Annotated in this window: 26 protein-coding genes and 2 pseudogenes; 14 read left to right on the top strand and 14 right to left on the bottom strand. The window is 69.5% G+C overall.

Going from position 1 to position 21,082, the window contains the following annotated elements; translation table 11 throughout:
• The first annotated feature begins 22 nt into the window (after positions 1-22).
• From J3A75_RS05675 to J3A75_RS05660, 4 genes are all read left to right on the top strand, one after another.
• A complete protein-coding gene (locus J3A75_RS05675) occupies positions 23-403 on the top strand; it encodes a hypothetical protein (protein WP_059407886.1) in 381 nt (126 codons plus the stop codon).
• Positions 403-573: a hypothetical protein gene (locus J3A75_RS05670; RefSeq protein ID WP_159392710.1), complete on the top strand. Its 171-nt coding sequence runs from the start codon at positions 403-405 to the stop codon at positions 571-573. Before J3A75_RS05675 ends, J3A75_RS05670 begins: the two co-directional genes overlap by 1 nt.
• Before the next feature lie 315 nt (positions 574-888).
• On the top strand, positions 889-1,197 hold the full coding sequence (locus J3A75_RS05665) for a hypothetical protein (protein WP_159392709.1): 309 nt from the start codon (positions 889-891) through the stop codon (positions 1,195-1,197).
• Between the two features lie 41 nt (positions 1,198-1,238).
• Entirely contained in the window at positions 1,239-1,481 is a 243-nt protein-coding gene (locus J3A75_RS05660; RefSeq protein WP_059407890.1) for a hypothetical protein, read from the top strand.
• A gap of 16 nt (positions 1,482-1,497) precedes the next feature.
• Here J3A75_RS05660 and J3A75_RS05655 read toward each other — a convergent pair whose 3' ends face one another.
• From J3A75_RS05655 to J3A75_RS05645, 3 genes are all read right to left on the bottom strand, one after another.
• Positions 1,498-1,992, bottom strand: a complete 495-nt coding sequence (locus J3A75_RS05655) for a hypothetical protein (protein WP_059407891.1) — start codon at positions 1,990-1,992, stop codon at positions 1,498-1,500.
• Positions 1,993-2,026: 34 nt separating this feature from the next.
• Positions 2,027-2,587, bottom strand: coding sequence for a metallophosphoesterase family protein (locus J3A75_RS05650; protein WP_059407893.1), 561 nt, complete (start codon positions 2,585-2,587; stop codon positions 2,027-2,029).
• A 176-nt stretch (positions 2,588-2,763) separates the two neighbouring features.
• Positions 2,764-4,290, bottom strand: coding sequence for an integrase family protein (locus J3A75_RS05645; protein WP_059407896.1), 1,527 nt, complete (start codon positions 4,288-4,290; stop codon positions 2,764-2,766).
• A gap of 581 nt (positions 4,291-4,871) precedes the next feature.
• Between J3A75_RS05645 and J3A75_RS05640 the strand changes: the two are divergent.
• Positions 4,872-5,116: pseudogene (locus J3A75_RS05640) on the top strand (transposase); the annotation flags it as partial.
• 20 nt (positions 5,117-5,136) lie between these two features.
• A pseudogene (locus J3A75_RS05635) lies at positions 5,137-6,371 on the top strand (IS3 family transposase).
• A 210-nt stretch (positions 6,372-6,581) separates the two neighbouring features.
• Here the strand turns inward: J3A75_RS05635 and J3A75_RS05630 are convergent.
• The 5 genes from J3A75_RS05630 to J3A75_RS05610 form a co-directional block, all read right to left on the bottom strand.
• Complete coding sequence (locus J3A75_RS05630) at positions 6,582-7,400, bottom strand: universal stress protein (RefSeq protein ID WP_209649799.1); 819 nt, start codon at positions 7,398-7,400, stop codon at positions 6,582-6,584.
• Between the two features lie 70 nt (positions 7,401-7,470).
• Entirely contained in the window at positions 7,471-8,352 is an 882-nt protein-coding gene (locus J3A75_RS05625) for a glucokinase (protein WP_312892337.1), read from the bottom strand.
• 104 nt (positions 8,353-8,456) lie between these two features.
• Positions 8,457-8,831, bottom strand: coding sequence for a c-type cytochrome (locus tag J3A75_RS05620; RefSeq protein ID WP_070998497.1), 375 nt, complete (start codon positions 8,829-8,831; stop codon positions 8,457-8,459).
• Positions 8,828-9,199, bottom strand: a complete 372-nt coding sequence (locus tag J3A75_RS05615; RefSeq protein WP_209649797.1) for an SPW repeat protein — start codon at positions 9,197-9,199, stop codon at positions 8,828-8,830. Before J3A75_RS05615 ends, J3A75_RS05620 begins: the two co-directional genes overlap by 4 nt.
• Before the next feature lie 17 nt (positions 9,200-9,216).
• Positions 9,217-9,456: a biotin/lipoyl-containing protein gene (locus J3A75_RS05610; protein ID WP_012317445.1), complete on the bottom strand. Its 240-nt coding sequence runs from the start codon at positions 9,454-9,456 to the stop codon at positions 9,217-9,219.
• A gap of 178 nt (positions 9,457-9,634) precedes the next feature.
• Here J3A75_RS05610 and J3A75_RS05605 point away from each other — a divergent pair, with 178 nt between their 5' ends.
• The 6 genes from J3A75_RS05605 (at position 9,635) to J3A75_RS05580 (ending at position 12,852) form a co-directional block, all read left to right on the top strand.
• Entirely contained in the window at positions 9,635-10,153 is a 519-nt protein-coding gene (locus J3A75_RS05605; RefSeq protein WP_012317444.1) for a potassium channel family protein, read from the top strand.
• 85 nt (positions 10,154-10,238) lie between these two features.
• A complete protein-coding gene (locus tag J3A75_RS05600) occupies positions 10,239-10,454 on the top strand; it encodes a hypothetical protein (protein WP_012317443.1) in 216 nt (71 codons plus the stop codon).
• 10 nt (positions 10,455-10,464) lie between these two features.
• Positions 10,465-10,710 (top strand): hypothetical protein, encoded by a 246-nt coding sequence (locus J3A75_RS05595; protein ID WP_012317442.1) that lies wholly within the window; start codon positions 10,465-10,467, stop codon positions 10,708-10,710.
• A 108-nt stretch (positions 10,711-10,818) separates the two neighbouring features.
• The gene (locus tag J3A75_RS05590; RefSeq protein ID WP_209649795.1) at positions 10,819-11,274 is read left to right on the top strand and encodes a histidine kinase; all 456 of its coding nucleotides are present in this window, start codon (positions 10,819-10,821) and stop codon (positions 11,272-11,274) included.
• A 48-nt stretch (positions 11,275-11,322) separates the two neighbouring features.
• On the top strand, positions 11,323-11,970 hold the full coding sequence (locus tag J3A75_RS05585; protein WP_012317440.1) for a BON domain-containing protein: 648 nt from the start codon (positions 11,323-11,325) through the stop codon (positions 11,968-11,970).
• Between the two features lie 72 nt (positions 11,971-12,042).
• Positions 12,043-12,852: a universal stress protein gene (locus J3A75_RS05580; protein ID WP_209649793.1), complete on the top strand. Its 810-nt coding sequence runs from the start codon at positions 12,043-12,045 to the stop codon at positions 12,850-12,852.
• Positions 12,853-13,192: 340 nt separating this feature from the next.
• Here the strand turns inward: J3A75_RS05580 and J3A75_RS05575 are convergent, their stop codons facing one another.
• The 6 genes from J3A75_RS05575 to J3A75_RS05550 form a co-directional block, all read right to left on the bottom strand.
• Complete coding sequence (locus J3A75_RS05575; protein ID WP_209649792.1) at positions 13,193-14,080, bottom strand: universal stress protein; 888 nt, start codon at positions 14,078-14,080, stop codon at positions 13,193-13,195.
• A 12-nt stretch (positions 14,081-14,092) separates the two neighbouring features.
• Positions 14,093-14,428 carry a c-type cytochrome gene (locus J3A75_RS05570; RefSeq protein WP_209649790.1) on the bottom strand — a complete coding sequence of 112 codons (336 nt, stop codon included), beginning with the start codon at positions 14,426-14,428 and terminating at the stop codon, positions 14,093-14,095.
• Entirely contained in the window at positions 14,428-15,243 is an 816-nt protein-coding gene (locus J3A75_RS05565; protein WP_012317436.1) for a universal stress protein, read from the bottom strand. Before J3A75_RS05565 ends, J3A75_RS05570 begins: the two co-directional genes overlap by 1 nt.
• A 123-nt stretch (positions 15,244-15,366) precedes the next feature.
• Positions 15,367-16,350 (bottom strand): zinc-dependent alcohol dehydrogenase family protein, encoded by a 984-nt coding sequence (locus tag J3A75_RS05560; protein WP_209649787.1) that lies wholly within the window; start codon positions 16,348-16,350, stop codon positions 15,367-15,369.
• Between the two features lie 12 nt (positions 16,351-16,362).
• Positions 16,363-17,007 (bottom strand): BON domain-containing protein, encoded by a 645-nt coding sequence (locus tag J3A75_RS05555; protein ID WP_209649785.1) that lies wholly within the window; start codon positions 17,005-17,007, stop codon positions 16,363-16,365.
• A gap of 32 nt (positions 17,008-17,039) precedes the next feature.
• Positions 17,040-17,240 (bottom strand): hypothetical protein, encoded by a 201-nt coding sequence (locus tag J3A75_RS05550; RefSeq protein ID WP_012317433.1) that lies wholly within the window; start codon positions 17,238-17,240, stop codon positions 17,040-17,042.
• Positions 17,241-17,367: 127 nt separating this feature from the next.
• Between J3A75_RS05550 and J3A75_RS05545 the strand changes: the two genes are divergently transcribed.
• Both J3A75_RS05545 and J3A75_RS05540 read left to right on the top strand, forming a co-directional pair.
• On the top strand, positions 17,368-19,923 hold the full coding sequence (locus tag J3A75_RS05545; RefSeq protein WP_209649783.1) for a phosphoketolase: 2,556 nt from the start codon (positions 17,368-17,370) through the stop codon (positions 19,921-19,923).
• 9 nt (positions 19,924-19,932) lie between these two features.
• A complete protein-coding gene (locus tag J3A75_RS05540) occupies positions 19,933-21,048 on the top strand; it encodes an acetate/propionate family kinase (RefSeq protein WP_209649781.1) in 1,116 nt (371 codons plus the stop codon).
• Positions 21,049-21,082 lie beyond the last annotated feature (34 nt).

Below are 21,082 nucleotides of genomic sequence, written 5' to 3'. Positions count from 1 at the left end.
CCCGTCACAGGAGATCGCCCCCATGATCGAGCCCGCCTCCGACACCGCCATCCCCGCCCTGATGCAGGGCCTCATCAACATCGACGATCCCCAGGCCCTGGTGAACGCCCATGCTGCCGCCGTCGCCGCCGGGCAGGGTCCCCTCGCCGAGCAGGTCGCCCGATTCGCCGCCCACCTCGGGCAGGAACTCCGGGCGACGACCGCCAGGGTCGACCACGACGTCCGGCACACACACGAGAGCTCACACGAGGAGCTTTGGGCCGAGAGCGACGCGGCCGTGGACAAGCTCCGGATCCTGGAGGGAGTGCCCGCCCTCAAGGCCGCCATCGACATGCTGCCCGAGGATGACGTGGCGGAGATCTGGGGGATGTACGGGCCCTACGACGACGGGGAGGACGAGTGATGCCCCGCTACGTCGAGGACCTTGATCGCAATCGAGACGACGACGACGGACAGGTGCGCGAGTTCCTCTGCCCCTGGTGCAACGAGGCCCTCGATCTAGGCGAGGGCGTCTTCCTGGAACGGCACCCCGAGCGGTTGTTCGTCTGCATCGACTGCGCCTGCAGCAGCTGAGCACCGCCGGAGGCCCACGCCTCCGGCCCCTCCACCGGCCGCCTCAATCCGGGGCGACCCGTCGAGGGGCCTACCCACCGCCCGACCTCGCGGGCAGATCTCGGAGCACGCCGACATGGCCATTCAGATCACGCATGACGGTATCAACCTCATCGTCCAGACCCCGCACGCGAACCTCAACTTTAACCGCCGGATCAAGGACATGGGCGGCCGGTGGGAAGCCAGCGCATGGCGGGTCGACGCTCGCAACGAGGCCATCGTCCGAGCCGCCCTGAAGAGGTCTTACGGGTGGGATGGCACGGGGAGCCGGACACCGTGTCCATGCAGTGCGACATCGACAAGGACAGCTGGCGGTCGCCGGTCGAGGTAGCGGGCCGCCTCATCGCCCGCGCCTTCGATCGCGACTCCGGAGCCAAGCTGGGCGACGGCATCGTGCTCCTGTCCGGGAACGTCACGTCCGGAGGATCCCGGGCGAACTGGAAGACGATCGTCAGCGCAACCGTCGTGATCCACGACACCCCCCGGAAGGTCTACGAGAAGGCGCTCGTCATGGGCTACACCGGCGTCACCGACGTCCGGCTGTTCGTGCCCGACGTCGAGGAGCTGGCCGAGGGCGTGGACTGACCCATTCACCTACACGCAACCTCGACGACGTAGGATGGCCCATGACCACCAGGATCATCATCGACGAGTTCGACCGCCAGCTCCGTAAGGCGCGCATCCATGGCGTGCCCGAGCGTCGCGATCTGCGCCGGCGCCGGGCCCGGCTGATGGTGCAGGTCTCTGCGTCCACAATGCCCGAAATCCCTCGCCTAGCCGAGGACGTGCAGCGGGCCGTGGCGGGGCCGCACTACACCCTGGGCGAGATCTTCCAGCTCGCGCTCATCCGCCTGCCCGCCCGAGTCTGACGGGCCGCCCCGGGCCCTAGCGGAGCTCTTGCGCCTGGGGCGTCAGGGAGTGGAGCGCGTCGATGTCCGGGGCGGCCCGGACCTCTCGGCAGGCGTAGATGTCGTCGGCGAGCTGCTCGAATCCGTTCTTCTCGGAGCCGCCCCACACAGCCGATGCGGTGTGCCGCGTGAGCGCGACGACGGAGAAGCACCTGTTGATTGCCCCGTGCATCTTGTCGTCGGACAGCCGGATCTCGATGTCGTCCGGCCAGGCAAAGAAATTGAGGACGAAGGCCGAGACCTCCGTCTCCTCGGGCAGCCGGGCCTCCCAGGCATCGCAGGTGGACGCCAGGACGACCAGCGTTTTCTTGTCAAACGGGGGGAGCTTGACGTGCTTCCAGAGCGGCCGGTCGTAAAATTTCTCCCCAGCCGGGATCCGGCGGGCGACGAACTTCATCGGCGGCCGTCCGTCGGGATCGGCCTCGTGGAACCGGTGGCTGATGGGTCGGGCGGTGCGGGTGCGCCAGGGCATGCCCCATCGTGGCAGCCTGACCTTACCGCCTCATCTACGCCGCTTCGGCAAGGGCGGCGGCCGCCTTTGCCCCCGCCTTCCGGGCGGCCGTCTCCGCCAGGGCCTCCCGGATTTCGCTGAGCTGGACGGGGGCCCAGGCCCAGCAATCGACCCCGACGTCCAGGCTCGCCGACGTACCGGGCAGGCTGCCGTGCGAGTGCCCGTAGAGGTGCAGGTCGCCTCGGTGCATGCCGTACCACACGCGCTGCGCGTAGTGCCCCAGGACCATTGAGACGCCGTCGACCGTGACGAGAGCCCGCTCCTGCTGGCTTGCCCAAGACAGTGCCTTCTCCCGCGCGTTGTCGTGGTTGCCCCACACCAGGTGCTTCTTGCCGGCGAGGCGCGAGAAGATGTCCCGGCACCTCTCGGCTGACGCGCCGTAGGCGAAGTCGCCGAGATGCCAGACTTGGTCGCCCGGGCGGACGCGGCCGTTCCAGCGCGCCACGAGGACCTCGTCGTGCTCCTCGATCGACTTGAAGGGGCGGGGCCGGGCCATCCTCGATCCGAGGATACCGACGTGGCCGAAATAGGTATCGGACGTGAACCAGACCGTCATGGCGGCCTCCGGGCATAGGGGAACGCGTGCCGGCCGGGGCGTCCCGGCGGCGGTGGCTGGCCTCAGGCCAAGGGGCGTTTGCCTATGCGGAGGAGCGTGTTCATGGCGGCAAACTCGGGCATCTGGACCGGCCGGGCAAGGGGGGGGCGACCGGCAGGATAGGGGTTATCCCTGGGCTACGCGGCGGTGGCGAGCTCCTCGGGTATGTCCTCCTCCCCCGCCTCGGGCTTGCTCCGCTTGCCCTTGCCGGCGAGCTCGCGCTCCCGGCGCCGACGGGCTAACTCGGCGCCGAGCTCGATGGCCGGGGGGAGCGCCGAGGCGGCGGCCGCGGCCTGCTCATCCGCCCACGCGCACCAACGCGCCATGAGGGGCTGCTTGATGTCGAGACGATCGTCATCGGTGTAATGGCGCTCCAGGACGTCGTCGCTCCTGTAGCCCTCATTGTGGTCAAGGATCATCTTGACCGTGTCGCGCGGGATCCTGAGCGTCGCCTGACAGACCGTCGACAGCCCGCGGCGGAGGTCGTGCGGTGAGGCGGCGATGCCCATGTCGAGGATCCTGTGATTGATCGCCGCATCGGAAAGGTGGCCACCGAAAGCGGCGCCGATCCGGGCCGCCCGGACCTGCGGGAATAGGAAAGCGCTCCCGGCGGCCGTGGCCCGAGCCATCTGCTGCTGCACGAGATCCCACAGGGCCGGGGGCAGCGGCAGGGCGTGCCTATGCTTGTCCCCGCGCTTGGCCGCGGTCTTCCGGTGCGCAGGTCCCATCGACCAAACGCCCCAGCCGGGCACTTCCTCCCACGGGACGAAATCCTTGACCAGGGCCTCGACGACGGGACGCCGCCGCTGCCCGGTCAGGACGAGAAGCTGAAGGGCCGAGGCGACCGTCGGATTGAGGACGCCGGTCCGGGCCACCGCCAGGATGCGCCCGATCTCGCCGGGCTTGGCCGTATACCCGCCCGGGACCTTACCGTTCGCCCGCAGCTTGTCGCCCGGCGTCCGCTCGGGCGCCCGCAGGGTGGGGATACCGGCCTCGACGCCGGAGCGCTTTCGGTGCTCATGCCGCGCCAGGTAGCTCCACATTGGTCTCAGGACGGACGCCAAGTGCTCGGCGTGTCGCTCTCGGCCGCTGGCATGCACCGCGTGGACGACCGTCGCGAGGTCCTCGATCGTGATGCGCCGGACCCGCCGTCCGGCAAAGGTCGCGAGCTCGGGCGAGTGGAGCAGCTTCCGGTAGTCCGTGTACGTGGCCGACCGCCTGGTGCGCGCGACCTCCGCCAGGAACGCCGCAAGGGCCTCCTCCCAGGTCCACTCGCCGGCTCGCTGGATCTGGTCCTCCCAAGCCTCGACGAGGGCGGGGTCCCGAGGCGCCGGGTTCGGCTCCTTCGGGGGGAGCTTGTGCATCTGCCGGAGCCGGCCCTCCAGCCAGCGGTCGTCCGGGACCCCGAGCCGGTCGACGAGCCGGCGCCTGGCCTCCGTGGCGATCGCGCGCGCATCGGCGAGCCGGAGCATGTCGGTCGAGCCGAGAGTCAGCCTGTGCGTCCGATGTCCGGATTCGAACTTGAATGCGTACTTCACCCCACGGGGCCCGACGCGCATCAGCAGCCCGGGGCAGCCGGCGTCGATCAGGTCGTACGCCCGGCCCTTGGGGACGGCGTCGGCGATCCCCTGCTTGACCAGGGCCTCGGTGAGTTTGACGGGCATGCGAGCGGCTCGGGCGGATCTCGGGCGGACGTTCTCGGGCGGATCGCCGCCCGGGCTCATCCCCTCCGCTACCAAGCTTCCCTTGCCAGATCCTTGATCGAATACGATAAATACCTGGGCTTCGTCGTTTTCCCGTGCATGTCGATGCGCCCGGATGGAGCCCAAAACCGCCCGTCACGAGGAATCATAATCCTTGTGTCGGGGGTTCAAATCCCTCCCTCGCTACCAAAAAAATCAGTATGTTAGGTCCAGAGATCCAAGCGACTTTATAGCGCTTCGGCCTCTGGGTCGCATTTGGGTCGCAGTTGGAACTCCGACCCTGAAGGTCGCAGCTCCTTCTGACAGCGACCGAGCTGCAGAAATACGTTCCTTCGCCAGTCCTTGCCGGTAGCTTGCTGAGCTGGCGGCTATCGCTCCTCTGGCGCTTGTGGCGAAGCAATGAACGGCGGCCGCCAGCGGACGCCGACTCAGCATCGGCGCGACCCGGTGGCCCTCTATCGGTCGGAGCAACGCCCGGTCTGGACTTGCCCCGAGAAAGTGGAGACCTCTCTTCTTGAAGGAGGAGGGTTCCGCAGGCAGACCTGAAGCAGACCTTTACCCCCGAGTTTCGTGCTGAGGCGGTGCGATTGGTGCAGACGAGTGGGCGGTCGCGCCGCGAGGTCGCCGCCGATCTCGGCGCCGGGCTCTCGACGCTGCGCAACTGGATTGACGGTCGACGTGAGCGGGAGATGGACCATCCGCCGGCCGATCGGCGGAGGACATAGCCGCCGAGCTCGCGCGCCTGCGGCGCGAGAGAGAGGTGCTACGCCAGGAGCGGGAGATCCTGAGTGATCCGCCCCCAGTGAAGTGGTCCGCCCTGAGGTATGGCCTTGGGGCCAGGACGAGGACGGACAGACGGGAACGAAGCGGCACAAGCCGGAGGATGTCGTCGCCAAGCTGCGGCAGGTGGATGTGCTGGTCTCCCCGTGGGCCAGAGCGTCGGGGACGCGATCCGCACGATCGGCGTGACGGAGGCTACGTACTATCGCTGGCGCAAGGAGTACGGCGGCCTGAAGAGCGACCAGGTCCGGCGCATGAAGGACCTGGAGACCGAGAACCACCGGCTCCGGAAGGCGATCGCAGATCTCACGCTCGACAAGCTGATCCTGCAGGAGGCTGCCCGGGGAAACTGACCAGCCCCGCGCGCCGACGCGCCTGCATCGAGCATGTGATGGACGTCCTGGACGTCTCCGAGCGCTGCGCGTGCCGTACGCTCGGTCAGCATCGTTCGACGCAGCGCAAGGTGCCGCGGGGCAGAGACGATGAGGCGGCGTTGACCGCCGATCTCGTAGAACTGGCGCGCCGGTACGGGCGCTACGGCCACCGGAAGATCGGCGCGCTGCTGAAGGCGGCTGGCTGGTTGGTCCACGACAAGCGGGTCGAGCGGATCTGGCGGCGCGATGGGCTGAAGGTGCCCGGCCGCCAGCCGAAGAAGGGCCGGCTGTGGGACGGGGATGGTTCCTGCATCCGGCTCAAACCGGAGCGGCGCGACCACGTCCGGGCCTACGACTTCGTCGAGGCGCGCACCCATGACGGGCGCAAGTTCCGGATGCTCAACGTCGTCGACGAGTTCACCCGCGAATGTCTGGCGATCCGCGTTGCGCGCAAGCTGAAGGGAGCTGACGTGATCGACGTGCTCTCGGACCTGTTCATCCTGCGCGGCGTGCCCGAGCACGTTCGTTCAGACAACGGGCCCGAGTTCATCGCCAAGTCGGTGCAGTCCTGGATTGCGGCTATTGGCGCGAAGGCTGCCTACATCGCGCCAGGCTCACCGTGGTGAGAACGGCTTTGTCGAAAGCTTCAACGCGCGATTGCGGGATGAACTCCTGAACGGCGAGATTTTCTACACCCTGAAGGAGGTGCAGATCATCATCGAAAGCTGGCGTCGGCACTACAACACGATCCGCCCGCACGGTGCGCTTGGCTACAAGCCACCAGCGCCGGAAGTGTTCGTGCCAGCCATGACCGCTTGGCCGACCGCGCTCGCCCGACTGGCTCCGTCGGCCAAGCTACCCGTAGAGCAGAGGCCGACCCTGCACTAATCTTGAACTCGGACCATCTCGTGGGGGCATGCCTCCCGGGATGCCTAGGGGCTCGTTCATCGGCGGCATATCGTCCTGTCCTGGCATGGGCACCCCGACGGGCTTTAGGGGGTCGTGACCCTGGTCCGGGGGGACGCGTGGGCGAAGGTGGCGAGAAACCCAGTTCGCCTCGATCCAGATTGTCCGGGTTGGCCATCGAAAACCCTCCGGTCAGTGGGACAGCAGGCAGCAGACGGACGCCTGCGCCAGCAGGTCCCGCGTGACCCCGCCGAAGAACCACTCGCGCAGGCGGCTGTAGCCGTAGGCGCCTGTCACGATCAGGTCGGCGTCGAAGTCGCGCGTCGCTTTCCGGACGTCGTCGGCGACGGTCCAGCCCGAGGGCTTGGCCAGATGCGCGGTCGCGTTTACGTCGTGCAGCGCCAAGTAGCGGGCCACGTCCTCGACCTCGGCCCGGTCGTCGCCGTCCGAGACGCGGAACACCTGCACCGCCTCCGCACGCCTGAGCATGGGCAGGGCGTCAGACACGGCCCGGCGCGTTTGCGGGGTGTTCTTCCAGCCCACGAGCACGCGCCTAGCCTCTAGGTGCTCGACGCCGGCCGGGACTACCAGGATGGGCTTCCCCAACCGCATCAGGACGTCGCCGGCGTCGACGGACATGCCGATCGTCACCCCCTCGTCATCCGCGTAGCGCCCGACCACGACGAGGTCCGCCGCCCGCGACTGGCCTTCGAGGAACGAGGCCGGTGACCCGAGGTCCGCGCGCCACTCGACGCAGTCGTTCAGGCAGGAGGCATGGCGAAAAACCCGCTCGACGCCCGCGAGCCGGTTCAACGCCGCCTGGCGGATCTCCTCGATGACCATGCCCATGGGCACGGCAGTCTCACCATAGCCTCGGGGATAGTCCGGCATGCAGGCGGCGGCGCCGACGAGACGCGCGCCGAGACGATGCGCCAGTTCCGCGGCGAGACGCACCCGCGCCGGCGCGTGACGCCCGTCATCTGCCGCGACCATGATGCTGGCATAAGACATGATGATCCCCTCGAATTGAGTCGCCTGCCGTCACCGTGCGGGTGCCTGGACTGACCGACCTTGACCTGGCTCAAGCCCGCCAGTCATGAGCCGGGAACAGGAAGCGGTCCTCGTCGGCTAAGAGCGCCGCGAGACCGTCGATGGCCGGCTCCGGATGTAGGATTACGGCGCGCGGGACCGCCCGCATGGACTCGCGGAACGGAGCCTTGTCCTCGAAGGCATGACCGAACGTTTCGCCCCGCAGGACGTCGACGATTCGTGGCGCGATCCCGCCGGCGAGGAAGACGCCGCCCGTGGCCGAGAACATCAGCGCCATGTCGCCCGCGAACCTGCCGAGGAGGCGGGCGAACTGATGGACCGCTTCCCTGGCGACCGGGTCCGACCTCGCATCTTCGAGGACCTCGGGCGGCGCGCTCCAGCCGACGGCAGCTCCGCGCGTAGCCGCGAGGGTTCGCACGAGCCTGACGAGACCCGGACCCGACAGCACGGTCTCGGCCGTGAGCCTACCCTTGGCCGCCATCAGGGCCGACCAGGGCAGCTTGTCGTCGGGCTCGCAGGGGCCGAACCCGACGTGCCCGGCCTCGGTCGTCTGAATCAGGAGGCGGTCGCCCGCCGGAATCAGGACGGCCGCGCCCAGGCCCGTGCCCGGCCCCAGGACGAGCCGTGGTCCAACCCCTTCGACAGCCGTCCCGATCCGCGCCAAGTCGGCCGGGGCGAGGACGGTGATGGCGGCGAGCGGCACGTAGTCATTGACCAGCCGCACCGCTTCCAAGCCGAACGCCTCGCCGATCCCGCCAGAGTCGAACCGCCACGGCGCGTTGGTCAGGCGCGTGATGCCGAGGGTCATCCGCCCCGCGACGGCGAGGAAGGCCGAGCGAGGCCGGACCGTGTCCTGTCGGTTGGCATAGGCCCGAATGGCGTCGACCCGGCCGGGGAAGCTGGCCGTCGGCACCTACCGGATCGGGCCTGGACGTCCTCCCGGCTCCGGAAGGACGGAGAAGCGAGCGTAGGTGCCGCCAATATCGGCCAGCAGCACGGGATGCGGCAGCGTCACCCTCAATCCTCCGAGGTGATGCCTGGAGGCGTCGCTGCCGTTCGGGCCTTGAGGCTGAGGATGTAGTCGATGACCGCGTCCATCTCGTCCCGGTCGAGCCTCAGGCTCGGCATCCGCTGGTGATGGCTCTGCAGGAACACCGCGAGCGCCGGACCGGTCGTCGACGGCATATTGGCGACCCGCAGAAAGGCCGGGCCGGCGAACGCGCCGGGCTGCGAGGTGCGGCCGATGACATGGCACTCGCTGCAGTGCTGCGCGGCGATGGCCCACCCACGGACGCGATGGTCTTCCTCGGGACCGGCGGCCGGAGCGCCGGCGCAAGCCGCCAGGGAGGCGGCCAAAACGGCCGCGTGGCTGGCGGCCGACTGAAACGTCATGGCCGCCTCGCGATCCGGAGCAGTGCAACGGCGGTCGCGATGGCCACGCCACCGAGCGCGACGTGTGACCAGGTCGCGCCGTCGTTCGCAGCGAACCCGAGCGCCCAGGGTGAGACGAGCGTCCAGGCCCCGACGATCAGCACCGCCCTTTCGAGCACCGCCCGGAAGCGGATCTGGTTGGCGCCGTAGAGCGTGACGATGAGCAAGCCCGGCAGGAGCGCGGACCCGGCCGCGCGGGCATGATCGGTGAAGACCAGCACCCACGCCGCCAGCAACAGCGCGACGCCGGCGGCGTGCTGGATGCCGCCGATCAGAATCTCCTGCGTCCGCCAGGTCGATGACGGCGTGGCCGCGTTCGGTTGAGACATGGTTCGCCTCCCTGATGTCAGGCGTGGACCTCGGCGATGATGCAGCCGGGGTCGACGAGCTCGTTGACGGGTGCCAAGACCGTGAGGTGGCCGCCGGTCGGCGCGGCGATGTCGTGCAAGGCCTCGCCGATACGCACGGCCGCCACGGCCTCTCCGGCCCGCACACGCGCCCCGTCCGCCACGAACCACCGCTCCAAAATGCCCTCGGGCAGCATCCCCGTCGACCAGAGCTCCTCGGCAACATGCACGTCGGCCATGATCATCTCCCGAATCCCGACGCCCGGTTGGCGGCGCTTCGATGAGGAAATGCCGTTCCGTGGAGGACGGCGTTGATCTCGGTCAAAGGCGCCTCGACGCCTGCCCACTAGCGCTACGCCAAGCACGCGCTCGCTCTATCGGGCAGGCTCGGGCCGCCACGCTCACCCGGGGCCGCGCATGCTCCTCGCCATGACAGCCAGCGTCGTCCTCGTCACGACCACAATCCTGATTCTCTACGAGACGTTGCGGCTGACCTCGGAGCACCTGTCCGAGCTGCCGGTCCCGCCCCGCGCCCGGATCCTCGCCGTGGTGCTGATGACCTTCGTCGGGCACACCGTCGCGGTTTGGATCTACGCTGGCGCCTACTGGCTACTCGTCCTCCGCCTCGGCGTTGGCGCCTTTGCAGGCACTCCGGTAACGTCCTTCGAGGACTGCCTGTACTTCTCGGTGGTGGCCTACACCTCGCTCGGCTTCGGCGACCACTTCCCGACATCCCATACCCGGCTGCTCGCTGGCGTCGAGGCGCTCAATGGCCTGCTCCTGATCGGCTGGTCGGCCTCGTTCACCTACCTGGCAATGGAGCGGTACTGGCCACTGCACGGCAAGGCGCACGCGCATCGAACCGCGCGGACCAGCCACGACAACGGGGCCGATCCGGGTCGGGAACGCTTCTTCCCGCCGGCACCGGGTGTCTGATTGCGCATCGAGCCTTGCGCTGGATCAAGGCCGCCGCTCCCGCGGGCGCCCAGCGTCTCCGCAACATCGCAATCGGAGGCGCGCCATGCACAAGTACCTGGTCACCTTCCACAAGGTCGTGCCGGACGACAGCGGCCACGAGCACCCCGCCATCCAGCGGCAGACCGTCGTCTCCGCCCACTCGGAGGCTGCCGCAGCCTGCGCGGCCCAGGCGTTGTTCTGCCAGACGGCGGGTATCGTCGACTGGCGCATGCGGGCCGACACCTGCGAGGTGGCCGAGCTCGACGGGCAGGCGGCGTGAGGAGGCGGGAATGAGCCACGGACTCACCGAACCCGTGCACTGGGAAGGGCGGCAATGGGCCGTCACCGGCTACGGCATCGAGGCGCTCGACGGCATGTACCACATCCCGTTCTCCGAGATCCCGGACTCCGAGGCCGGACGGCCGGAATGGTTAGACGGCCTATGGCGGCGCTACGGGACGGCCCGCAACGACCTTGACGCGGCCCTGAGGGTCGCGCGCTCGATCAGGCACGACGCGGCGGAATCGGCGTCCTGAGCGCACCGGCCCGCTCGCGGCGCCCCGGCGTCCTTTGATCCAGCGCAAGGCGAGCCGGCCCGGCGGATCCATCCTCCTCCCATCGCGATCAGGAATGAGGATCGGGCGATGCGGGCGAACGCAGGTGAAAGGCGGCCGGTCGTGCTTGTCGCCGAGCCGCAGGCGCTACCGGGCATGTGGCTGGAGGACGCCCTCGCGAACGCCGGCTGTGCGGTGAGTGGCCCCTACGGAACCGGCGGCGAGGCCATCGGAAGCCTCGACGCGAAGCGTCCGGACTTCGCCGTGGTAAGCGTCGACCTGACTGAGGGGCCGTGCTTCCCGCTCGCCTGCGACCTTCGCCGGAGGGGCATCCCCTTCGCCCTGATTGCCGGGAACGCCCGGGTCCCGAAGGCCTTCGCGGACGTGCCGCTGCTCGGCCGACTGTTCGATGCCCGGGACATGGTCTCCGCCGTGACCGCCGGCTGCGCCACCTCAGGTTGCCCCCGGGCCTGCCCGATGCTGGGTCGTATCGCGGCCGGGGAAGAGCTTGCGCTGGATCAATGTCCGACCGCCTGCCGGGCATAGCCTCGGGCTCGGCCAGGCGCGACCTGGACCTCATCGAGGAGACTTACGATGGGCGACAAGCTGATCCGCCAGAACGTCATCGACGAGCTCGACTTCGACCCCAGCATCGATGCCGCCCACATCGGCGTCGCCGTGGAGAAGGGCATCGTCACGCTAAGCGGCCACGTCGCCAGCTTCGCGGCGCGCGTCGCCGCCGAGAAGGCGGCCCAGAAGGTCCGCGGCGTCCGCGGCGTCGTCGAGGAGATCAAGGTGCGTTTCGGCGGCGAAACCCCGCCGCGCGACGAGGACCTCGCGCAGCGCGCGGTGCAGATGCTCGATTGGTCCGCGACCGTGCCGAAGGATGCCGTGCAGGTGAAGGTCCAGACCGGCTGGGTGACGCTCTCCGGCAAGGTCGACTGGCAGTACCAGAAGGAGGAAGCCTATCGGGCTATCCGGCGCCTCGCTGGCGTGACCGGCATCATCAACACCATCGAGGTGGCGCCGAAGGCGAGCGCGCCCGACGTACGCGCGAAGATCCTGGCGGCGCTCAAGCGCAACGCAGAACTTGAGGCCGACGCGATCAAGGTGACGGTCAAGGACGCGAAGGTCGTCCTGCAGGGCAAGGTCAACGCCTGGCACGAGCGCCGCCTCGCCGAGACTGCCGCGTGGTCGGCGCCGGGCGTGCGCGCCGTCGAGGACCACCTCACGCTTGGCTGAAACCATCGGGATGGGCGAGGCCGCAAGGCCCGCCCGCAGCCATTCCATCGCCTGCCGATCCGGAGACGTTCCATGACCTACGCGAGCATCATGGTCGCCGTGGACCTGTCGGAAGGGGCGCGAAGCCGCGTACGCTTGGCCGCGCTTCTCGCCGACGATTTCCACGCCCGCCTGACCGGCGTCGCGGCGGAGATGCCGGATTACAGTTGGGCTCCGGCCGGTCCGACGCCGGGGGGGGCGTTCGGCATCCCCTCGATCCAGGAGGCTGTCCTGAACGACCTCCGGGTGGCCCACGAGGCCTTCGAGGAAGCCGCCGGCGGACGCAGCCGCGTCGAGTGGCGCTCCGACCTCGATTCCCCGCTGGCGTTCCTGGTCGTCCAGGCGGCGGCCGCCGACCTCGTGGTGGTCGGCCGAGGGACGGACCCCGGGCCCGCGCTGTTAGCGGTCGATCCGGCCGACGCGGTCATGCATCTTGGGCGCCCGGTATTGGTGGTGCCGCCGGGCGTCGACCATCTCGACGCCAAGCGCGTCGTGGTCGGCTGGAAGAACACCCGCGAGGCGCGCCGCGCGGTGCTGGACGCGCTACCGTTCCTGAAGCGGGCGTCCGAGGTGCTCGTCGTCTCCGTCGACGATGGCGCCGGCTCCGAGGGTCAGGACACCCTCCGTCTCCTCCAGGCGCACGGCGTCTCAGCCATCCGCGTCAGACACCATGCCCTGGGTGCCTCGACCTCCGAGGCACTCGTCGAAGCGGCCACCGAGCACGGGGCCGACCTGATCGTCGCGGGCGCCTACGGTCACGGGCGCCTCCGCGAGTGGGCGTTCGGCGGCGTCACTCGGGAGTTGCTGTCCTATGCCCCTCTCTGCTGCCTGATGAGCCATTGATGCCCGGCATCATGCGCAGCACCACGTCATGTGCAGCCCTCCTGATTCTCGCCGCGGTCGTGGTAAGCGCGTCGCCAACGCAGGCGCGACCGAGGGCCGACTCGCCTGATGCGAAAGGCACGTTCGTCGAGCCTGCAAACGCGCCCCATCGGCATTGCGGAGGGTCCTGCCTGAGAAGCGGGGCCCTGCAGTGGTTCTGCAAGCCCCACCAGACTTGCAGCCTGGATTGCGGCACGGCGCCTCCTCGCATGCACTGCCACGACCCGAGGCGTTGAGAGCGGGGCCGCCAAGGTCTCGCGACGGGACGACCCCAGCAAGGCCGTCCCGCAAGCGCGATACGTCAGTGGGCCATGAGTACCGGGATGCGCGCGTGCTCGACCACATGCCGGGTGACGCCACCGAGCAGGAACTCGCGCACGCGGCTGTGGGTGTAGGCACCCATCGCCAGCATGGAGGCGTTCCGGCGCCCGGCCTCGTCCAGGATGGCCGCGCCGACCGAGATCCCATCCCCGACCGGCAGGGTGACGGCCTCGGCCACGATCCCGTGCCAGCGCAGGTAGGCGCACAGGTCCGCGGCCCGCGTCTCCTCGAAGCGTTCCGTCCGCGCATGCACGACCGTGACGCGGACGGCCTCGTGCAGCAGCGTGATGGATTGCCCGATCAGGCGTGCCGCTTCGAGACTGCCGTTCCAGGCGATCACGACGTGGTCGAGGAGGTCGTACGGGACTCCCTCGCCAACCATCAGCGTCGGTCGTCCGACCGAGAACAGGGCCGTGTCGAGCGCCCGCCCGGTGAACGAGCGCGCCGGATCGGGTCGGTCGACGATGATCAAGTCGTTCACTCGCCCGGCCAGCGTCAGGAGCGGCTCGACCTCGCCCGACAGCTCCGTCCAGGTCGCGAAGGTGGCATCCAGGCGCGCGGCCTTGTCGACCAGCGGCACGCCCTCGCGTCCGCACCAGGCTTCCAGCGCCGCTTTGCCTTCGGCCGCGGCCTCGCGCACGCCCCGCTGGATGGCCTCGATGGTCGCGCAGTCCATCGGCATGACGCTGGCCAGACTGGCTATGCCGACCATGCCGGCCATGCTGGCCATGACATAACCCGGGTCCGGCGCCATGAAGGCGACTCCGATGTGCGCGTGCAGGCGCCGCCCGAGGCGCAGGGCCGCGTCCAGGCGGCGGGTGGCGTCGATGCCTGGGGCTGTGGGGACGAGAAGACAGCGGAGGTACATCGAGGCTCTCCCTCAGCGTTCGAGCGACTTCATGTAGGCGATCAGGTCCTGCGCCTGGTCAGGGTCGAACCGGAACTCGGGCATGCTCGGATGATCGGTGCGGATGCCTTCCGTGAGCGCCTCGCCGAGATCCTCGACGGGGTAGCGCTTGTGCAACTCGCGGAAGGGTGGCGCGGCGGGCAGCGGGCTCGTCCCGACACGCCCGACGGCGTGGCAGCGGGCACAGTTGGTCCTGGCGAGGGACTCGCCCTGCTTGACCTGCCGGTCCCAGGCCTGGGCGGAGCCGGTGCCGATAAGGATGGTCAGCAGCACCAGAGCGCCCGCGTAGATGGTGGTCGCCGAGCGCATCAGTGGCTCATCAGGCAGCAGACGGGGGTCGATTGCAGGACGTCGCGAGTGGCGCCGCCGAAGACCCACTCGCGCAGCCGGCTATGCCCGTAGGCTCCCATGACGATGAGGTCCGCGTCCTCCCGCCGGGCGAACCGAAGGATCTCGTCCGCGGGGCCGATCTCCGGCTTGCGCAGTAGGTGGGTCGTGGCCTTGATTCCGTGCCCGGACAGGTACTCGGCCGCGCCCTCGGCGCCCACGTGCTGCGCGTCCGGTCCCACGGCCACCACGCAAACCTGCTCGGGCTGTCTCAAGAACGGTAAAGCGTCGTGCAGGGCTCGACGGGCCTCGGGCGTATCCTTCCAAGCCACCACGACCCGCTGGACCGCGAGGTGCTCGATGCCCGGCGGGACCACCAGCACCGGACGCCCCACCTCCATGAGCAGCCCCCCGGTCGAGGCCGCCATCGGACCGGGATCACCGTCCGCAGGTCCCTGTCGGCCGACGACCACGAGGTCGGCGGTGCGCGCCTGCGCACCGAGGAAAGCCAACGGATCGGTCGGTGCGGAGCGCCAGCTCGTCCTAGGCGCCTGCCCGGCCTCGCGCTCGAAAAGGGCCTTGGCCTCCGCGAGCTGCTCGTCGGTCAGGCGCTCCTCAAGGGCCCAGACACGCTCGACCTCCAGCATGTCGCCGACCGGCATGGGTCCGAGGACCGGACGTGCGGCGACGCCGGTCAGCTTGGACCCGAACCGTTGGGCGAGGCCGGCCGCCAATTGGACTCGGTCCGCCGCCGCGGGCCCGAGGTCGACCGAGACCATGATGTTGGAAATCTTCATGACCACCTCCCTTGGCCGGGCTGCCGGCGCGATGGAGGTACTCTGGCCCCGGTTCGCGGGGACGACCTTGATCCATCGCAAGGGCACTCGATGGGCAGTCCAAATGCAGCGGACGAGACCGGTTCAGGGCACGAGAACGGCGGCGCCCTGGAGGGCGCCGGACCGGTGGGCGGCTATCGCCGCGTTGGCCTGGACGAGCGGGAACATGCGGGTGCGGGTGACGATGCCGGCCCGCGGCACGACTTCGAAGAAGCCGCGCGCATCCGCGCGGGTGAGGTTTGCCACCGAGCGCACCGAACGCTCCTCCCAGAGCAGTTCGTAGGGGAAGCGCGGGATGTCGCTCATGTGGATGCCGCCACAGACCACGCATCCACCCTTGCGCAACTCCGCGAGCGCGGTCGGCACCAGCCGGCCGTCGGGTGCAAAGATCAAGGCCGCGTCCAGCGGCTCGGGCGGCGCCCCGTCCGATCCGCCGGCCCATTCAGCCCCAAGGGAGCGGGCGAAATCCTGGGCTTTCCGGTCGCCGGGCCGGGTGAGCGCGAACACGCGGCGGCCCTGCCAGCGGCAGACCTGAGCGACGATGTGCGCGGCCGCCCCGGAGCCGTACAGGCCCACAGTGTCGGCGTCCCCCGCCATCCGCAGCGTGCGCCAGCCGATCAGCCCTGCGCAGAGGAGCGGCGCGCTCGCGACCGGGTCCAGGCTCATGTCGAGCGGGACGGTGAAGGCCGCCTCGGCCAGGAGACGGGTCGCGAACCCGCCGTCGCGCGTGCAGCCGGTGAAGCCGGGGGCATCGCACAGGTTCTCCCGCTCGGTCTGACAGTAGCGGCAGTGGCCGCGGGCGTGCCCGAGCCAGGGCATCCCGACGCGCCGACCCGGTGCCGGATCGGTCACGCACTCGCCGACGGCCTCGACGATGCCGACGACCTCGTGGCCGGGCACGATGGGGTAGACGGCCTGCGGAAGCTCGCCGTCGATGACGTGGAGGTCGGTCCGGCAGACCGCGCAGGCCTCCACCCGGATGCGGACCTCGCCGGGGCCGGGGATTGGGTCGGGCCTCTCTTCCGGTAGGAGAGGACCGCCGATCTCACGCAGGACCATCGCCAGCATCGGCACCCCCAGTTATGCGAGCGTCAGGCGGTCCTCGACGGCGCGGACGCCGGGCGCCGACCACGCGGCACGCTCGGCGAGCTTGCGCTCGCTCCAGACGTCGACGCAGCCGTCCAAGATCACCCTGTCCCCGTCCACGTGGACGCGGATCGTGTCCGGGTCCCGGGCGCTGCGCCTCAGGGCGGCGAGGATCCTGTCCTTGACCTCGGTGGGTTGGACCGGCGGCTTCACCGTGATGAGGTTGACGATGTCGGTGACCCCGGCAAGCCGCCGCAGCGCCTTATCGACCGCCGCCTTCTGGTGGTAGTACGGCACGCATCCTTCGAGCGTGACGCAGCCCTTCTCGATCTTGAGCGAGACCGACCGCTCCGGGATCTGCACATCCCACTCCAGAACCCGGGCGCAGCGTTCGGCCAGGGCCTCGTCGCCGACGCGCGGATTTTCTAGATACCGGACCTCGATCCGCTCGATCACGGCCCGGACGCCGCGCACCCGGAGCGTGACGCGCTCGGCGATGCCCTTCTCGGCGTAGTTCCGTACGTGCCCGGTCAGCGTCACGACGCCGTCGTCGACCGCGACGCCGATCTGCGCCGCGTCGACCATGGGGGCGTATTCCAACTCGTCGAGCACGTGCCGGCGTACGGTGATATCGTCCATCGCGGGTCTCCTCGGTTCGCCGGGGTTTTTGATCAGAGAGCCAGCCAAAGCAGCGCCGGCGTCGCCACCGAGGCCGCGATGGCGAGCGCCAGCGCCTGCAGGCTGCCGATGGACCGGTAGCGCGCCGCGTCCGTGACGACCCGGGGTTCGGCGTCGTTCGTCGGGGCCAGCATGACCGGCACCCGCGCGCGGCGTACCGTCGTGATGAAGGTGGTTCGAAGTACCAGGGCCATCGTTCGCTCCCGTCCTGCTGACGGAAGGCATCCTGCCGGCCTACCGGAGAGCCGCCTTGATCCAACTCAACGCGGCCGGCCTCGGCTGCCTGCACGGTCGTCCGGGATCCGCAACCGGGAGGCCGACATGGACGCGAGGCGCGAGCCGACGAAGACCCGCCAGGAACGCCGCGATGGCGGCCGTGCGGACGACGGTCACGACCTAACCTTCGTGCCGGGGCCACTCGGACCCGACAGCCTGCAGCGGATCCACGCCTACTGGCGGGCCGCGAACTACCTGTCGGTCGGCCAGATCTACCTCATGGCCAACCCGCTCTTGCGAGAGCCGCTGAAGCCCGAGCACGTCAAACCAAGGCTCCTCGGCCACTGGGGAACGACGCCGGGCCTCAACTTCATCTACGCGCACTTGAACCGGATCATACGGCAGCGCGCCCTCAACATGATCGCGGTCTGGGGACCGGGTCACGGCGCGCCGGGGCTCGTCGCCAACGCCTACCTGGAGGGCACCTACAGCGAGATCTACCCCGACGTTGCGCGGGACGCGGAAGGGATGGAGCGTCTGTTCAGGCAGTTCTCGTTTCCCGGGGGCATCCCGAGTCACGCCTCGCCGGAGCTGCCTGGCTCCATCCACGAGGGCGGCGAGCTCGGCTATTCCCTAGCCCATGCGTTCGGCGCAGCCCTGGACAACCCCGGCCTGATTGTCGCCTGCGTGGTCGGCGACGGCGAGGCGGAGACGGGGCCACTCGCCGCGTCCTGGCACTCCAACAAGTTCCTGAATCCGACCACCGACGGAGCCGTACTGCCGATCCTGCACCTCAACGGCTACAAGATCGCCAACCCGACGCTCCTCGCCCGGATGCCCGCGGACGAGCTTCGCAACCTCCTCGTCGGGTACGGCTACGAGCCGACCTTCGTCGAGGGCGACGAACCGGCCGCCATGCACCAGGCCATGGCGGCGGCCCTCGACGCGGTCCTCGACGAGATCGCAGCCATCCGGCACTCCGCGCGCTGCGGCAAGGTCCGGCTACCGCGCTGTCCGATGATTGTGCTGCGCAGCCCCAAAGGTTGGACGGGACCGAAGGCCGTCGATGGCAAGCCGGTCGAGGGAACCTGGCGCTCGCATCAGGTTCCCGTCGCGGCTACGCGGGAGAACCCGGAGCACCGCGCGATCCTGGAAGACTGGATGCGCTCCTACCGGCCGGAGGAGCTGTTCGCGGAGGACGGCTCGCTCGTACCGGAACTCGCCGTCTTGGCACCGAAGGGGCCGCGGCGCATCTCGGCCAACCCGCACGCCAACGCGCACAAGAGCGCGTCCTTGCGGCTGCCGGACCTGCGGGACTGCGCCGTCCCCGTGCCGGGACCCGGCCGCTCCCGAGCCGAGGCCACCCGCACGCTCGGCGGCTACCTGCGGGAGGTCCTGTCCCTGAACAAGGACGCCCGCAACTTCCGGATCGTGGGTCCCGATGAGACCGTCTCAAACCGGCTGGACGCGGTGTTCGACGTGACGGGCCGCGCCTGGCAGCAGGCGATGTTGCCGGGCGACGATCACCTTCTGCGCGACGGCCGGGTCATGGAGGTGCTGAGCGAGCACCTCTGCGAGGGCTGGCTCGAAGGCTACGTGCTCACCGGACGCCACGGCCTGTTCGCGACGTACGAGGCCTTCGCGCACGTCGTCGATTCGATGGTGAATCAGCACGCCAAGTGGCTGAAGTCCTCGCGCGACCTGCCCTGGCGCCGGCCGGTGCCGTCCCTGAACATCCTGCTCTCGTCCCACGTCTGGCGGCAGGACCACAACGGCTTCAGCCACCAGGACCCGGGCTTTATCGACTTCGTGGCGAACAAGCGCGGTGACACGGCGCGGATCTACCTGCCGCCGGACGCCAATACCCTTCTGTGCGTCACGGACCACTGCCTCCGGACCTATGACCGCATCAACGTCGTCGTGGCCGGCAAGCAACCCGCCCTCCAGTGGCTGACCCTGGACGAGGCCGTCACACACTGTGCGGCCGGCGTCGGCATCTGGGAATGGGCCTCGAACGAGGGCGAGACGGAGCCCGACTTGGTGATGGCCTGCGCCGGGGACGTGCCGACGCAGGAGACCCTCGCCGCGGTGGACTGGCTCCGTCGACACGTTCCTGAACTGCGCATCCGGGTGGTGAACGTCGTCGACCTGATGACGCTGCCGGCGCCCGAGACGCATCCGCACGGCCTCGACGACCCGACCTTCGACAGCCTGTTCACCCGGGACCGTCCGGTGGTGTTCGCGTATCATGGCTATCCGTGGCTCATCCACCGACTGACCTACAAGCGGACGAACCACGGCAACTTCCACGTCCACGGCTTCATCGAGGAGGGCACGACGACGACGCCCTTCGACATGTGCGTGCTGAATCGGCTCGACCGGTTCCACCTCGCGCAGGCCGCGCTGCGCGCCGCGCCGCGGCTGGGCGCCCGGGGTGAGCACGCCGAGGAGGCGCTCCGAGACGCGCTGGCCGCGCACCGCGCATATGTCCGTCAGACCGGCGACGATCTGCCTGAGGTGCGGGATTGGACCTGGCCGGAACGGCACGCCCCCGGGGATCACGACCGCCGGATCGAGGGCGACATCATGCAGTGCGGCCCGACCGACACGGCCAAGCCTGGGCAGGCGGGGACGGTGGACGGGTGGGCGGTCGTAAATTGAGGTCGGGCGATGATCCTCGTCCTCAACGCCGGCTCCTCCAGCCTGCGCTGCGCCCTGTTCCAGCGGGGCGCGGACGGGCCGGCCTGGCGAGCGCACGTCGCCGGGATCGCGCATGAACCGAAACTCTCGATCGACAGCGTCGCCGTTGCGGGCGAGCGTCCCCCGGCGGGCGACCATGCCGCCGCAGCCCGCTGGCTGTTCGCGCGACTTCCCGCGGCACCGACCGCGGCGGGGCACCGCGTCGTCCACGGCGGCCTGCATCACGCGGCGCCGGTGCGGCTCGACGCGGAGATCCTATCGGCGCTTGAGGGGCTTATTCCGCTCGCGCCCGCGCACCAGCCGCAGGCGCTCGCCTGCATCCGCGCGTTCGGGGAGGTCTGGCCGGATCTGCCGCAGGTTGCCTGCTTCGACACCGCCTTCCATCGGACACAGGACCGGTTGGCCCAACTCTACCCGCTGCCGCGCGCCCTCATCGACGACGGCCTCGTGCGCTTCGGCTTCCACGGCCTGTCCTACGCCCATCTCACCCGGGCTTACCCGAAAGGGCGGATTCTGGCCGCCCATCTCGGGCACGGGGCGAGCCTGTGCGCGATCCGGGACGGGCGAAGCGTCGCCACGACCATGGGCTTCACCACGCTCGACGGGCTGATGATGGGCGCCCGCAGCGGGGCGGTCGACCCGGGCCTCGTTCTGTACCTGATCCGGGAGCGTGGCCTGTCGGCCGACGCGGTGGCCGATCTCCTGAACGCGCGGTCGGGCCTCCTCGGCGTCTCCGGCATCAGCGACGACGTGCAGGTTTTGGAGGCGAGCGACGCCTCTGCCGCGCGTGAGGCCCTGGATCTGTTCACCTACCGGATCGTGCGCGAGGCGGGCTCGCTGATCGCCGCCCTTGGCGGGGTCGACACCCTCGTGTTCACCGGCGGGATCGGCGAGCACGCCGCGCAGATTCGCGCCGACGTCTGCCGGGGGCTTGCTTTCGCAGGCGTCGCGCTCGACGAAGTGGCCAACGCCGGCGGCAGCCCGAAGATCGAGGCGTCCGGCTCGGCGGTCGCGGTGCGCATCGCGCCCGCGAACGAGGAGCGCGAGATCGCCCTGTCGGTGACCGATGCGCTGGGGCCGTCGTGAGCGCGCCTATCGCCAAAGCATCGCCGGCGCCTTC

Source organism: Methylobacterium sp. PvP105, assembly GCF_017876975.1.
GTDB lineage: Bacteria > Pseudomonadota > Alphaproteobacteria > Rhizobiales > Beijerinckiaceae > Methylobacterium > Methylobacterium radiotolerans.
Note: the sequence above shows the minus strand (reverse complement) of the source record. Positions and strands in the feature narration are given on the sequence as shown.

Coding starts and splice junctions, on each gene's coding strand:
- J3A75_RS05675 (WP_059407886.1), top strand. CDS start 23: ATGATCGAGCCCGCCTCCGACACCGCCATCCCCGCCCTGATGCAGGGC.
- J3A75_RS05670 (WP_159392710.1), top strand. CDS start 403: ATGCCCCGCTACGTCGAGGACCTTGATCGCAATCGAGACGACGACGAC.
- J3A75_RS05660 (WP_059407890.1), top strand. CDS start 1,239: ATGACCACCAGGATCATCATCGACGAGTTCGACCGCCAGCTCCGTAAG.
- J3A75_RS05655 (WP_059407891.1), bottom strand. CDS start 1,992: ATGCCCTGGCGCACCCGCACCGCCCGACCCATCAGCCACCGGTTCCAC.
- J3A75_RS05650 (WP_059407893.1), bottom strand. CDS start 2,587: ATGACGGTCTGGTTCACGTCCGATACCTATTTCGGCCACGTCGGTATC.
- J3A75_RS05645 (WP_059407896.1), bottom strand. CDS start 4,290: ATGCCCGTCAAACTCACCGAGGCCCTGGTCAAGCAGGGGATCGCCGAC.
- J3A75_RS05630 (WP_209649799.1), bottom strand. CDS start 7,400: ATGTCTTATGCCAGCATCATGGTCGCGGCAGATGACGGGCGTCACGCG.
- J3A75_RS05620 (WP_070998497.1), bottom strand. CDS start 8,831: ATGACGTTTCAGTCGGCCGCCAGCCACGCGGCCGTTTTGGCCGCCTCC.
- J3A75_RS05615 (WP_209649797.1), bottom strand. CDS start 9,199: ATGTCTCAACCGAACGCGGCCACGCCGTCATCGACCTGGCGGACGCAG.
- J3A75_RS05610 (WP_012317445.1), bottom strand. CDS start 9,456: ATGGCCGACGTGCATGTTGCCGAGGAGCTCTGGTCGACGGGGATGCTG.
- J3A75_RS05605 (WP_012317444.1), top strand. CDS start 9,635: ATGCTCCTCGCCATGACAGCCAGCGTCGTCCTCGTCACGACCACAATC.
- J3A75_RS05600 (WP_012317443.1), top strand. CDS start 10,239: ATGCACAAGTACCTGGTCACCTTCCACAAGGTCGTGCCGGACGACAGC.
- J3A75_RS05595 (WP_012317442.1), top strand. CDS start 10,465: ATGAGCCACGGACTCACCGAACCCGTGCACTGGGAAGGGCGGCAATGG.
- J3A75_RS05590 (WP_209649795.1), top strand. CDS start 10,819: ATGCGGGCGAACGCAGGTGAAAGGCGGCCGGTCGTGCTTGTCGCCGAG.
- J3A75_RS05585 (WP_012317440.1), top strand. CDS start 11,323: ATGGGCGACAAGCTGATCCGCCAGAACGTCATCGACGAGCTCGACTTC.
- J3A75_RS05580 (WP_209649793.1), top strand. CDS start 12,043: ATGACCTACGCGAGCATCATGGTCGCCGTGGACCTGTCGGAAGGGGCG.
- J3A75_RS05575 (WP_209649792.1), bottom strand. CDS start 14,080: ATGTACCTCCGCTGTCTTCTCGTCCCCACAGCCCCAGGCATCGACGCC.
- J3A75_RS05570 (WP_209649790.1), bottom strand. CDS start 14,428: ATGCGCTCGGCGACCACCATCTACGCGGGCGCTCTGGTGCTGCTGACC.
- J3A75_RS05565 (WP_012317436.1), bottom strand. CDS start 15,243: ATGAAGATTTCCAACATCATGGTCTCGGTCGACCTCGGGCCCGCGGCG.
- J3A75_RS05560 (WP_209649787.1), bottom strand. CDS start 16,350: ATGCTGGCGATGGTCCTGCGTGAGATCGGCGGTCCTCTCCTACCGGAA.
- J3A75_RS05555 (WP_209649785.1), bottom strand. CDS start 17,007: ATGGACGATATCACCGTACGCCGGCACGTGCTCGACGAGTTGGAATAC.
- J3A75_RS05550 (WP_012317433.1), bottom strand. CDS start 17,240: ATGGCCCTGGTACTTCGAACCACCTTCATCACGACGGTACGCCGCGCG.
- J3A75_RS05545 (WP_209649783.1), top strand. CDS start 17,368: ATGGACGCGAGGCGCGAGCCGACGAAGACCCGCCAGGAACGCCGCGAT.
- J3A75_RS05540 (WP_209649781.1), top strand. CDS start 19,933: ATGATCCTCGTCCTCAACGCCGGCTCCTCCAGCCTGCGCTGCGCCCTG.